Origin of the sequence: Kordiimonas pumila (assembly GCF_015240255.1) — a bacterium.
In the GTDB taxonomy this organism is placed as follows: domain Bacteria; phylum Pseudomonadota; class Alphaproteobacteria; order Sphingomonadales; family Kordiimonadaceae; genus Kordiimonas; species Kordiimonas pumila.
This window is the reverse complement of the sequence record NZ_CP061205.1, coordinates 2,337,497-2,350,792: the sequence shown is the minus strand read 5'-3', so window position 1 is coordinate 2,350,792 and position 13,296 is coordinate 2,337,497. Positions and strand designations below refer to the sequence as shown.

At 46.2% G+C, this 13,296-nt stretch carries 12 protein-coding genes and 1 tRNA gene; 11 read left to right on the top strand and 2 right to left on the bottom strand.

Annotation, left to right across the window (positions count from 1 at the left end; all coding sequences use genetic code 11):
- Positions 1–72 precede the first annotated feature (72 nt).
- A tRNA-His gene (locus tag ICL80_RS10270) sits at positions 73–149 on the bottom strand.
- A gap of 383 nt (positions 150–532) precedes the next feature.
- Here ICL80_RS10270 and ICL80_RS10265 point away from each other — a divergent pair.
- The 3 genes from ICL80_RS10265 to ICL80_RS10255 all read left to right on the top strand — a co-directional run bounded on the left by ICL80_RS10265 (position 533) and on the right by ICL80_RS10255 (position 3,057).
- Positions 533–871 (top strand): P-II family nitrogen regulator, encoded by a 339-nt coding sequence (locus ICL80_RS10265; protein WP_194211944.1) that lies wholly within the window; start codon positions 533–535, stop codon positions 869–871.
- A 57-nt stretch (positions 872–928) separates the two neighbouring features.
- Positions 929–2,353 carry a type I glutamate--ammonia ligase gene (glnA, locus tag ICL80_RS10260; protein WP_194211942.1) on the top strand — a complete coding sequence of 475 codons (1,425 nt, stop codon included), beginning with the start codon at positions 929–931 and terminating at the stop codon, positions 2,351–2,353.
- A gap of 152 nt (positions 2,354–2,505) precedes the next feature.
- Complete coding sequence (locus ICL80_RS10255; protein ID WP_194211940.1) at positions 2,506–3,057, top strand: hypothetical protein; 552 nt, start codon at positions 2,506–2,508, stop codon at positions 3,055–3,057.
- A 37-nt stretch (positions 3,058–3,094) separates the two neighbouring features.
- On the opposite strand, the gene ICL80_RS10250 is transcribed toward ICL80_RS10255, so the two are convergent.
- Positions 3,095–3,364, bottom strand: a complete 270-nt coding sequence (locus tag ICL80_RS10250) for a hypothetical protein (protein ID WP_194211938.1) — start codon at positions 3,362–3,364, stop codon at positions 3,095–3,097.
- Between the two features lie 211 nt (positions 3,365–3,575).
- Between ICL80_RS10250 and parE the strand changes: the two genes are divergently transcribed.
- The 8 genes from parE to purF all read left to right on the top strand — a co-directional run bounded on the left by parE (position 3,576) and on the right by purF (position 13,295).
- Entirely contained in the window at positions 3,576–5,552 is a 1,977-nt protein-coding gene (parE, locus tag ICL80_RS10245; protein WP_194211937.1) for a DNA topoisomerase IV subunit B, read from the top strand.
- 109 nt (positions 5,553–5,661) lie between these two features.
- Positions 5,662–7,074, top strand: a complete 1,413-nt coding sequence (locus ICL80_RS10240; protein WP_194211936.1) for a DEAD/DEAH box helicase — start codon at positions 5,662–5,664, stop codon at positions 7,072–7,074.
- A 79-nt stretch (positions 7,075–7,153) separates the two neighbouring features.
- Positions 7,154–7,939, top strand: coding sequence for an enoyl-CoA hydratase-related protein (locus ICL80_RS10235; protein ID WP_228073415.1), 786 nt, complete (start codon positions 7,154–7,156; stop codon positions 7,937–7,939).
- Between the two features lie 82 nt (positions 7,940–8,021).
- Entirely contained in the window at positions 8,022–8,804 is a 783-nt protein-coding gene (locus ICL80_RS10230) for an MlaE family ABC transporter permease (protein WP_228073413.1), read from the top strand.
- A complete protein-coding gene (locus ICL80_RS10225; protein ID WP_194211934.1) occupies positions 8,801–9,577 on the top strand; it encodes an ABC transporter ATP-binding protein in 777 nt (258 codons plus the stop codon). Before ICL80_RS10230 ends, ICL80_RS10225 begins: the two co-directional genes overlap by 4 nt.
- Positions 9,577–10,953 (top strand): DNA repair protein RadA, encoded by a 1,377-nt coding sequence (radA, locus tag ICL80_RS10220; protein WP_194211933.1) that lies wholly within the window; start codon positions 9,577–9,579, stop codon positions 10,951–10,953. The genes ICL80_RS10225 and radA overlap by 1 nt, the downstream gene beginning before the upstream one ends.
- Positions 10,954–11,021: 68 nt before the next feature.
- On the top strand, positions 11,022–11,696 hold the full coding sequence (locus ICL80_RS10215; protein ID WP_194211932.1) for a CvpA family protein: 675 nt from the start codon (positions 11,022–11,024) through the stop codon (positions 11,694–11,696).
- A 120-nt stretch (positions 11,697–11,816) separates the two neighbouring features.
- A complete protein-coding gene (purF, locus tag ICL80_RS10210) occupies positions 11,817–13,295 on the top strand; it encodes an amidophosphoribosyltransferase (RefSeq protein WP_194211931.1) in 1,479 nt (492 codons plus the stop codon).
- The last annotated feature ends 1 nt before the right edge of the window (position 13,296 follow it).

Here is a 13,296-nt window from a genome sequence, read left to right as displayed (position 1 = left end):
CCCCCTATGGAATCGGCGCAGTGTAGCAAAAGAAAAAAGCCCCGAAAGGGGCTTATTCAAAAAAATGCAAAATGGGGCGAGTGACCGGACTTGAACCGGCGGCCTCCAGAATCACAATCTGGCGTTCTAACCAACTGAACTACACCCGCCACAAGCATTTATGGTGGGCCTGTTTATGCGCATGCAGCCTCATTCGTCAAGCGCGAATTTAAGGATATTGAGGATTACTTTAAACAAATATAAAACAGCGCTTCCCTGAAGAATTGAAAACATCTATAAATTACACCCCTTATCAGGCCATCACTTGTCTTTATCTGCTTACACCATACTATCACCATAAGCATTTATTTAGCCCGGTCTGTGCAGTGATAAGGCAATTGCCTATTTTTTAAGCAATCTACTGAAGCACCAAAACGGAGTAAATTGAAAAAAATATACCAATCACTTGATATATATAACCTTTTAATTTTGCAGACTAACTGGCATGTTCTATGCAGTACGCGCTGCATCACCTTAATAGCGGTAAAAAAGTATGAAAAAAATTGAAGCAATAATAAAACCTTTCAAACTCGATGAAGTTAAAGAAGCACTTCACGATATCGGCATTTCCGGCATAACCGTTACCGAAGCCAAAGGTTTTGGCCGCCAAAAGGGCCATACTGAATTATACCGCGGCGCAGAATATGTTGTAGATTTTGTGCCAAAAGTAAAAATTGAGGTGGTGATTGAAGCATCACAAGCAGAACGTGCCGTTGAAGCAATCAAAAATGCAGCACATACAGGCCGCATCGGCGATGGCAAAATATTTGTCAGCCCTGTTGAAGATGCCATACGGATTCGCACAGGCGAAACTGGGCCAGACGCCATATAATCATAACGGAAACATTATTAGTGTTTCACAAACAATTGTCAAAAAAGGGAATTTGAAATGGCTAAGTATACCAACCTCAGCGTCGAGGACTTTCTTGCTCTTGTAAAAGAAGCAAAAGCCGAATGGATCGATCTTAGGTTTACAGATCCAAAAGGTAAATGGCAGCACCTTACTATGTGCGCTGATGTTGTGGATGACGACATGCTTTCAGATGGCATCATGTTTGATGGCTCATCTATCGCTGGCTGGAAAGCAATTAACGAATCAGACATGGTTTTAAAACCTGACCTGAACTCTGTAACAATTGATCCCTTTACTGCCGATGTAACAATCGTTGTTTTCTGTGACATTCTAGACCCGATCACGGGCCAACCTTACGAGCGTGACCCACGCGGTACAGCTAAAAAAGCCGAGGAATTCCTGAAGTTTTCCGGCCTTGGCGACACAGCCTTCTTTGGTCCTGAGCCTGAGTTCTTTGTATTTGACGATGTAAAATTCAAAGTAGACTATAGCGGCGCAATGTACGAAATTGACGACATTGAAGGCCCTTATAATACTGCCAAATCATACGACGAAGGCAACTATGCCCACCGTCCACGCGCTAAAGGCGGTTACTTTCCAGTAGCTCCTGTGGATAGCTGTGTTGATCTGCGCGGCGAAATGGTCAAGGTCATGAAAGAAATGGGCCTGCCAATGGACAAGCATCACCACGAAGTGGCTGCTTCTCAGCATGAGCTAGGTGTTACCTACTCAACACTTGTAGATACAGCTGATAATGTTCAGATCTACAAATTTGTAACGCACCAAGTAGCACACACATACGGTAAAACAGCTACGTTCATGCCAAAACCCGTTGCTGCGGATAACGGCTCAGGTATGCATACGCACATGTCTATCTGGAAAGATGGCCAGCCAACATTTGCAGGCTCTGGTTATGCAGGCCTTTCTGAAACTGCCCTATACTACATTGGCGGTATCATTAAGCACGCAAAAGCAATTAATGCTTTCACTAACCCAAGTACAAATAGCTACAAGCGTTTGACACCTGGTTTTGAAGCACCTGTTCTGCTGGCATACTCTGCTCGCAACCGTTCTGCATCATGCCGTATTCCTTTTGGTGCCGGTCCTAAAGCGAAACGTGTTGAAGTTCGCTTCCCAGACCCAACAGCAAACCCATACCTTGCTTTTGCAGCTATGTTGATGGCTGGCATTGATGGCATTAAAAACAAAATTCACCCTGGCGAAGCTATGGACAAAGATCTTTATGCTCTGCCGCCAGAAGAACTTGCAAATGTTCCAACTGTTGCTGGTTCACTGCGTGAAGCACTTGCTAGCCTTGATGCAGACCGTGAATTCCTGAAACAGGGTGACGTATTCTCTGATGATCAGATTGATGCTTATATCGAGCTAAAAATGGAAGATGTGATCCGTATGGAACTCGCACCTCATCCTGTTGAGTTTGATATGTACTACAGCTCATAAGCTTTATTTTACATACAATTGAAGGGGCCTTTGTTATTTTAACAGAGGCCTCTTTTGTATTTATGGTTATTTACTTTTTAACAACTAACAAAATATATAGTGTCTAAACTGGATTAATAATTAGGTCATAAAGGTGCATGTGGGCGGCAACTATGCAGATTGAGTACACAAATGAACAGAAGGCTTTACAGCCAAAGTTAGCCGATGCCAATATTAACCCTGAGAGCTTTTTAGCGACCGACTATTTGAATCACTTTAATGAAATTGTCATGTTGCTGGAGATGATTCCCGACATGCCCGAGCTTGTGGAAGACGCTTCAGACTGGCAGCCTAAAAGCTACAATCAACACTTTGAAGACAGCGGCTTTCAAGCTAAACATCTTGCTATCGACGCCTTCAATATCGCGCCAGAATCTATAAGATCTGCTTTTAATGCCTTATGCACTGATTTAAACGAACTCATTAGCACCACCCTTTTAGGTCTTTTACAGCTAAATGTAGTTGAAAGAGGCTTATCACAAGCTGCACGTGGGCTGGTAAAACAGCGTGTTGGGCAGATACAAGGCATGCTATTGAAATTAAATCAGGTGATTCACGGTAAAATTGATGAGAAGCCTGTTATAGAAAAAATAGTTAATAACGAAAAATCTTCCGCAACAGAGAATCTTCAAACACAAGAAGATATTGATAAACTCTTCGACTAGGAATGCACTGCCTACATTAAGGCCAATAAATTCTCGTTTATTGAAGAGTAGTGGGCCTAAAATCCTGACCTTCTTCTAGCACAGATAATGATAAAATCTTTTTCAAGTCAGGCCGGCCTTCTCTTACAAGGCTTATAAGAGGAAAGCTGCTCATGCTAACCTTGCTAATACGCTCCACAACCCAGATAGAGACACCCTGCCCCATATGTTCATAACGATCACCAACAGCAATATTGCTCATAGGTGGTGGCACCTCAATGCCGCCAACCATACGCCTAAAAACGCTCATGGGACGAAAACTGGTCATCGGTTTCCCTTTCTGGTGAATGCTAACTAGCTAATATTAAAAACAAATCAGTTAACAGAACGTCTACTGTAGAAAATCAAGCCCTCAAGAACTCTTATATATACAATATATGCATTAACGGCGCAATACTAATACTATATATTGATCGTATTGACGAATCCTCAACACTAGTTTACCCCCTGATATAGTGATATTTTATGAAGGTAACCCAATGACCGATCTGTTTGAGGTTCAGCAAACAAAAACTGACTATTCTGCAAAAGATATTGAGGTTCTTGAAGGCCTCGAGCCTGTTAGACAGCGGCCTGGCATGTACATTGGCGGCACTGATGAACGGGCACTCCATCATCTGGTTGCAGAAATCCTTGATAACTCGATGGATGAGGCAGTGGCTGGGCATGCAAATATTATTCATGTTTCCCTAAGTGCAGACGGTTATATAACAATTAGCGATAATGGACGGGGTATACCAACAGACCCTCATCCGAAATATCCCGGCAAATCTGCCCTTGAAGTGATTATGACAACGTTGCACTCAGGTGGAAAGTTTAACTCAGATGCTTACGCAACATCAGGTGGCCTTCACGGTGTAGGGATTTCTGTTGTAAATGCTTTAAGCGAATCGATGACAATTGAAGTTGCACGAGACCGCAACCTTTGGCGCCAATCTTATTCACGCGGCAAAACAACGAGCCCTCTCGAAGACCTTGGCCCTGTTCAAAATAGGCGTGGCACTAAGGTGACCTTTTTCCCAGATCATCAAATTTTTGGTAAAAAAGCGACATTCAAGCCTTCACGACTCTATAAGATGGCAAGGTCAAAGGCTTACCTGTTTAGAGGCGTTGAAATCCGGTTCAAATGTGATCCGTCACTCATTGAAGCTGACGATAAAACACCAGCAGAGATCAGCCTTCACTTTCCCGGTGGCCTTGCTGATTATTTAACAGAAACCATGAAAAATCGTACCTGTGTTACAACAGAACCATTTTCAGGGTTTGTGAAGTTTCCTGATTCTGCCGGCCAAGTTGAGTGGGCTGTGCAGTGGCCTGAGTTCGGCGATGGCTCCTCCAGCAGTTACTGTAATACCATTCCAACACCTCAAGGCGGCACCCACGAAAATGGTTTTAGAAGTGCCTTAATGCGCGGATTAAAAGCATATGCTGACCTAACGAATAACAAAAAGGCAGCACAGCTAACATCTGATGATATATGTGGTTCTGCGTGCACTATGCTCTCTGTATTCATTCGCGATCCACAGTTTCAAGGCCAGACAAAAGATAAACTCTCAACGCTGGATGCTCACAGGCTAACAGAAAATGCGATTAGAGATGCCTTTGACCACTGGCTTGCAGACCACCCTGACCGCGCAAATGGCCTGCTGACATGGGCGCTTGAGCGCTTGGAAGACAGACTCCGCAGAAAGCAAGAACGTGAGATAAAAAGGGCAACAGCCGTTGGTAAACGAAAGTTGCGCTTGCCCGGAAAGCTTACTGATTGTTCAAGCGAAGATTCTGAAAATACAGAAATTTATATTGTGGAAGGTGATTCTGCCGGTGGCTCTGCCAAACAAGCACGCGACAGAAAAACGCAGGCTATCTTGCCAATTCGCGGTAAAATTCTGAATGTTGCCTCTGCAACCCGCGATAAAATTGCGGGTAATCAGGAAATAAAAGACCTTACGCAAGCACTTGGATGCGGTGTACGTGATGGCTATGACGGCGCAGCACTCCGGTATGAAAAAGTTGTTATCATGACCGATGCCGACGTGGATGGTGCCCATATTGCTACCCTTCTCATGACATTCTTCTTTCAGGAAATGCCGCAACTTGTTCGGGATGGGCATCTATTTCTGGCACAGCCCCCACTTTACCGCCTCGCAAAAGGCGGCAAAGTTTTTTATGCCCGTGATGATGCCCATAAAGACGAACTGATGAAAACAGAGTTTTCTGGTAGTGGTAAAGTAGAGGTTAGCCGTTTTAAAGGCCTTGGTGAGATGCCTCCGGCACAGCTGAAAGAAACCACAATGGCCCGTGCTAACAGAACTCTTTTACGGGTGACACTGCCACAAGAATATGCCGCCCGTGCCGACGTAAACAGACTGGTTGATGACCTAATGGGCAAAAAACCAGAAAAGCGGTTTGATTTCATCCGCGACAATGCCGCAAATATTGACCAGTTGGACATTTAAACAACACATATCAGATGAAAAAACCCGGATTTCCAATCCTTCATTGACATTCAACATTTGGGACCTATTCTGCGCCCATTGAATTTTGTCGAAAAGTGGTAGTAATTGAATGGGTTTTGACCAACTGGGACTAAGCGAAAAGCTGTTATCCGCTGTCAGCGATGCTGGCTACAGTGAACCTACCCCCATTCAGGCTCAGGCCATACCGCAGTGCCTTATGGGCAGAGATATCCTTGGCATTGCCCAAACGGGCACAGGTAAAACAGCATCCTTTACCTTACCAATGATCGATATTCTATCGGAAGGCCGTGCTAGAGCACGTATGCCGAGGTCCCTTATTCTAGAGCCAACCCGTGAGCTCGCAGCACAAGTTGCAGACAGCTTTGAAAAATATGGTAAAAACCATAAACTTACGATGGCCCTGCTTATTGGCGGCGTAAATTTTAGCGATCAGGAAAAGGCACTGGAACGAGGCGCCGATGTTCTCATCGCAACACCAGGCCGCCTTTTAGACCATTTTGAGCGCGGCAAGCTGCTGCTCAATGGCATTGAGATACTTGTTGTCGATGAAGCTGATCGCATGCTCGATATGGGGTTTATCCCTGATGTTGAAAAAATTTGCGAACGCATCACTAAAAAACACCAAACCCTGTTTTTCTCGGCAACCATGCCGCCTGTCATACAGCGGCTCACAAAACAATTCCTCGATGATCCTAAAAAGATCGAAGTGGCACGCCCGGCGACTACCGCAGATACTATTGAACAGTTTCTTGTAGAGGTTGGCCCTCGGGAAAAAAGACACGCCCTAAGGCAGCTTTTGCGAACCGAAGAGATTAAGAACGGTATTATTTTCTGTAATCGCAAACGCGATGTGAATGAAGTTTACCTATCATTAGATCGTCACGGCTTTAGCGTCGGTCAATTACACGGTGATATGGAACAATCTGAGCGTATGGACGTTTTAAAGCAATTTAAAGAAAATAAAATACAGCTGCTCTGCGCTTCTGATGTAGCTGCGCGCGGACTTGATGTGCCTGATGTGAGCCATGTTTTTAACTTTGATGTACCGGGCCATGCCGACGATTATGTGCACCGCATTGGCAGAACAGGCCGCGCAGGTAGAAAAGGTAAAGCTTTTACTATTGCCACAAAATCAAAGATCGACAACAAACTGCTTGAGACTATTGAAAAACTAACAAAAAGTCCTCTAAAGAAGATTGATAATCTCAAATTAGAGCCCGAAAGCAGAGCTGGGCAACAAGCAGAAAAATCTTCAGAGCCAGAACCCAAAGCTGAGACACGCAGTGCAAACCCAAGGTCACAGCGCAGCAGTACTCCGCGTGAAAACACACGGCAACCGCGCCAACGTGCAGATTCGTCCCCACGCAGGAATGAACCCACACAGCGCAGGAACGATGACAAGCTTAACTTTGCCCCAGATGACATGCCTAAAGAACCTTTTGTTGGCTTGGGCCCGCATGTTCCTGCATTTTTGAAGCGTGAAATTAAACCTAGCAAATAATTACGCTGTGCCAGCCTTGCTTGCACTCAACTTTGCTCTAGTCTCATGTACCTGAACGGCAAGCTCAGACAGGTAGGTTATGATGACAAATTTCAAGGCTATTACATTCGAGAAAACGAATAATCTGGCTATTATTGCTTTAAACAGGCCGGAATGCCTAAATGCCCTTAATGCAACAATGAAGCTTGAGCTGCTAGAAGCCATCCGGCATGTAGGTGCTAAACACTCAGGCATCAGAGGCTTGCTGATAACTGGCACTGGCCGTGGTTTCTGTGCAGGCGCGGACCTGATAGAAACACCTGAAAACAAAGATGCGGGCAGTGACTTAATAGATACCTTCCATCCCTTTTTACAGGAGCTAATGGCGCTTGATATCCCTGTTGTTACCGCCGTTAATGGCATCGCGGCAGGAGCTGGTATGAGCATTGCCCTTTCTGCTGATATTGTGTTTGCCTCAGAATCAGCAGAATTTTTGCAAGCTTTTGTGAAAATAGGCCTCGTACCTGACGCTGGTAGTAGCTATATTTTACCCCGCCTTATTGGCGAAGCCCGCGCAAAAGCCATGATGATGCTGGGAGAGCAGCTTCCCGCACAAACGGCCTATGATTGGGGTATGGTCCATAAAGTAGTATCTGCCGAAAACCTTATGACAGAGGCTTTGGATACTGCACAAAAGCTGGCATGTGGCCCAAGTATTGCGCTTGCAGGTATTCGTACCCTTTTGAAGGAAAGCTGGAGAAACAGTTATAGCGAGCAACTACAGCTGGAAGCTCTCATACAGCGCACCTCCAGCCAAACAAAAGATTGTGTTGAAGGGGTGACAGCTTTCGCCCAAAAAAGGGTGCCACATTTCAGCGGTCAATAAATTGACACTTTTTATGTTGACAAACAGGGCCTGTCAGTGTGTTTAACTGATGGAACATATAGGAAACAAACAGGCATTTTTTGTGTATAATCCTCTTGCTATTACAGGCCGGGTATTTCTGGCTGCTCTTGCCGAGATAGGTAGGTTAGCTCTTTTTGCGGGTCACGCCCTACGGCACCTTGTAAGCCCACCTATATACTGGCGCCTTATTGCCCAGCAAATGTGGCTCATTGGCTACAATAGTTTGCCTGTTGTTGGTCTAACCGCCCTCTTTACTGGTGCCGCCCTTGCCCAGCAGATATTTGTAGGTGGCAGCAGATTTAATGCAGAATCGGTAGTGCCGGGCGTTGTTGTAATCGCAATTGTTCGGGAACTAGGGCCTGTTCTTGGCGGCCTTATGGTGGCAGGCCGTGTTTCTAGTGCGATGGCAGCAGAACTTGGCACCATGCGTGTTACCGAGCAAATAGACGCTCTTTACACACTTTCAACCGATCCTTTTAAATATCTGGTAGCACCACGCCTTTTAGCATCTGTCCTTACACTACCGCTTTTAGTGTTGGTCGCTAATATTATTGGCGTACTGGGCGGTTTTCTCATTGGCACAGAACGGCTAGGCCTCAACGGCTCTACCTATTTGCAAGTTACAGCTGACTTTCTGGAACAAACCGATATTGTTTCGTCTCTGGTTAAAGCTGCTGTTTTTGGCTTTTTCATTGCACTGATGGGCAGCTATCATGGCTATAACAGTAGTGGTGGTGCCCAAGGTGTAGGGAAAGCAACAACAAACGCTGTCGTATCAGCCTTCATTGCTATCTTGATGGCAAACCTGATTATCACCGTGATTGTATTTGGGGGTAAAGCATGACTTCCACCCCAATGATAGAACTATCTGACGTTCAAAAATCTTTCGGTTCTAAAACCGTATTAAATGGAGTTGATCTCTCAATTCCTAAAGGCCAATCCCTTGTCATCATTGGAGGCTCTGGTACTGGAAAATCCGTTACGCTTAAGTGCATCTTAGGCCTTTTGAAGCCTGATAGCGGTGTTATTACAGTTGATGGGCAAGATGCCACCAAACTTGGTAGCCGCGACCGTAAAGCGCTTTTACAAAAGTTTGGTATGCTTTTTCAGGGTGCTGCCCTTTTTGATAGCTTGCCCGTTTGGCAAAATGTTGCTTTTGGTTTGATCCAAGGGCAAGGCATGAACAAAAAAGATGCACGGGAAATCGCTACCGAGAAATTGCGCCGCGTAGGCTTATCGCCCGATGTGGGGCTGCTTTCCCCTTCCGAGCTTTCTGGCGGCATGCAAAAGCGTGTTGGTCTTGCCCGTGCCATAGCCGCAGAACCGGAAATAATCTTTTTTGATGAGCCCACAACCGGCCTAGACCCGATCATGGCAGATGTTATCAATGATTTGATTGTAGAGTGTGTGCAGGATTTAGGGGCAACAACACTGTCAATCACCCACGACATGGCAAGTGCACGCAAAATTGCTGATCGAATTGCCATGTTGTATCAGGGTAAAATTATTTGGGAAGGCCCAAAAGCGGATATTGACCGCTCAGGAAATGACTATGTTACCCAGTTCATATCAGGAAGTGCGACAGGTCCCATTCAAATGGAGCTGTTGAAAAACTGATGGCTAAGCCCCCTAAATCCTACGTTTGCAACAATTGCGGTACTGCATATCGCCGCTGGCAGGGCAAATGTGAAGAATGCAACGAATGGAATACCATCTCTCTTGAAGATGCCGTTGTTTCAGGCGCCCCAAAAGGCCTTAGCGGCAAAAAAGGCCAAACTGTCGCCCTTGTATCCCTTGATGAACCAATACCGGATGCTCCGCGCCTCATGACAGGTATTAGCGAACTTGACCGCGCTTTGGGTGGTGGCTTGGTACCCGGTAGTGCCATTCTAATTGGCGGCGATCCGGGCATAGGGAAATCAACCCTTTTACTGCAGGCAATGGGCGCACTAGCCTTAAAAGGCGAAGACTGTGTTTACTTCTCAGGGGAAGAAGCGACCGCACAAGTACAAATGCGGGCAAACAGGCTCGGCCTCAGAGGTGCTCCCTTAAAGCTTGGCTGTGAAACCAGCCTACGCGATATCCTGACAACACTAGATAGCAGCAAGCCACCCAAAGCCGTGGTTATTGATTCTATTCAAACCCTCTATGCGGACCATGTTGAATCTGCCCCCGGCACAGTTAGTCAGGTTCGTGTATGTGCTCATGAATTGATCAGCTATGCCAAACGGCGCGGCACTATTGTTTTGCTTGTTGGTCATGTTACAAAAGACGGCCAGATTGCCGGGCCTCGTGTTCTTGAACATATGGTTGATACTGTGCTTTATTTTGAAGGCGATAGGGGCCATCAATTCAGGATTTTACGGGCTGTCAAAAACCGTTTTGGCGGCACAGATGAAATCGGCGTTTTTGAAATGACCGGCATTGGCCTTGAGGAAGTGCCAAATCCCTCTGCCCTCTTCCTTGCAGGCCATAACGCCCGTGAACCCGGCAGTGCCGTTTTTGCTGGCATTGAAGGAACACGCCCAGTTCTTGTTGAAATACAGGCCCTTGTTGCACGATCCAGTGCCGCTAACCCACGCCGCGCAGTTGTAGGCTGGGATAGTGGTAGGTTAGCCATGGTTCTTGCAGTGCTTGATGCCCGCGCAGGCCTTGGTCTTGCAGGCTGTGACGTATATCTTAATGTGGCAGGCGGGCTTAAAATATCAGAGCCCGCAGCCGATATTGCTGTTGCCGCCGCCCTTGTTTCAAGCCTTTCTCAAATCCCTCTGCCTGATGAAACGGTGGTCTTTGGCGAACTAAGCCTATCTGGTGATATTAGAAGTGTTGCCCAAACAGAAGCACGCCTGAAAGAGGCCGCAAAACTTGGCTTTGTAAAAGCGATGACCCCACCTTCACAAAAAAAGACAGACAAGGACATAGGCATCGAACAGCAGACCCTCGCACGCGTTAGCGATCTGGTTGCTCACTTTTTTCCTGAAGGCATTAACTAATATAGGTAGTGGAAACACACCGTAATAGCGCTTATATAGATAAAAACACTAAACCGGGATACCTAAAAATGGATGCAGGAAGTCTAACAGCATTTGATATTGGCGTGCTGATTATTGTGGCACTTTCAACCCTCCTTGCCTTTGGCAAAGGCTTTGCCACTGTTGCTCTTAGTTTGGCAGCATGGGTTGGGGCCATTCTCGCTGTAGTGTTTGGTTTCACGGCTGTTCAACCTTATGGCCGTGACCTTATATCACCCAATGAACTTGCTGATATTATTACCCTGCTTGTTGTGTTCTTTGTTTCACTTTTTATTTTAAAGCAACTGGCGGGCTTTATCGGCGGTATGATCAAAAATGGTCCTGCTGGTTTTCTTGACCGTTCGCTTGGTGCCTTATTTGGCTTACTGCGCGGCATGGTCATTGTTTCCCTGCTTTATTTTGGCTTTGTTAAACTTTTCCCCGGTAAAGAACAACCTGACTGGATGCAGGAAGCCCGGCTAAAACCGCTCGTTGCGTGGGGGGCGGAAATGCTTGAAGGCTACGCGTCAGAAGCTTTAGGCCGCGATCCCAAAGATGTTGGCAGCGAATATCTGCAAAAAGCAGCTGATGCTGTACCAAGCCAGTTTATCGAAGAAGAACTTGAAAAACAGGCTGCTAAGTACATAGAACAAAATCAGGAAAAGCTAGATGACCTGATAAATCAGGTTACGGATGACGTTAAGAAATCCAAGAGCGGTTCCTGATGGCTTTTGAAATAAATCTGCAAATAATCAAAATCGCGCTTTTCAGACAGGCATCAAGGCTATATACGGTGGGGCAGCGGGCCACTCCGTGGACGAAGGTAACAGCAGGACTGAATTAATATGGCAGACAAGCTCCCCCTCTCCACCAATCCATTTGACGATGACAAGCTGCACGAAGAGTGCGGCGTTTTCGGCATTTTTGGTACACCGGATGCATCGGCACACTGTGCCCTAGGGCTTCATGCCCTGCAGCACCGGGGACAGGAAGCAGCGGGCATCACAGCCCTCAAAGGCGACGAATTTTTTACAAAGCGTGTGCTTGGGCAAGTTGCTGATAACTTTACAAGCCAAGATGTGATAGATAGCTTGCCGGGCAATGCAGCCATTGGCCATGTGCGCTATTCCACAACAGGTGATACCGTTCTTAGGAACTGTCAGCCGTTATTTGCCGAATTTGCATCAGGCGGCTTTGCTATTGCCCATAATGGCAATATTACCAACGCAGCTCACCTCAGAAAATCACTTGTTCAGCGTGGCTCTATTTTCCAGTCAACAAGTGATACCGAAGTTATTTTGCATTTAATTGCAACCAGTAAATACCGCACATTGATGGACCGCTATGTGGATGCTGTAGGCCAACTTGAAGGTGCTTACGCTCTTGTATCGCTTACTCGTGAAGGCCTTATTGGCTTCCGTGATCCACTTGGTGTTAGACCTTTGGTGTTGGGCCAATTGGAAAAGAGCTATATCCTTTGCTCTGAAACATGCGCACTAGACATTATTGGTGCTGAATATGTACGGGACATTGAACCCGGTGAATTGATCGTTATTTCGGATACAGGCATGCACTCGGTGAAACCATTTCCAGAGGAAAAACCACGCCCCTGTATTTTTGAACATGTTTATTTTGCTCGCCCTGACAGCTACATGAACAGCATGAGCGTTTACGAAGTTCGGAAACGTATTGGCGCAGAACTTGCTCGCGAAAAACATGTCGATGCAGATCTTGTTATACCAGTACCTGATTCGGGCACACCTGCCGCGATTGGCTATGCACAAGAATCCGGCATTCCTTTTGAGCTTGGTATCATTCGCAATCACTATGTTGGCCGCACGTTTATCGAGCCAAGCGACCAGATCAGGCACTTTGGTGTTAAATTGAAGCACAATGCAAACCGCTGGCACATTAAAGGTAAACGAATCATTCTGGTTGACGATTCGATTGTGCGTGGCACAACATCCTTGAAAATTGTAAACATGATGCGCGAAGCTGGCGCAACGGAAGTTCACATGCGCATTGCATCACCGCCAACAGCTCACAGCTGTTTTTACGGCGTGGACACACCTGAACGCGGTAAATTGCTGGCAGCTCGTATGGATCTTGAAGCCATGCGCGACTATATTAATGCAGACTCACTGGCTTTCCTGACCATTGATGGCCTTTACCGCGCAGTGAACCAGCCTAAAGGCCGTGATAACAAAGCCCCTGCTTACTGTGATGCTTGCTTCACTGGTGATTACCCCACATTCCTTACAGACCAATCAGCACAAGATCAGAACGAGCGCCAGCTTGATATGATTGCTAACTCTGGGGCTTAAG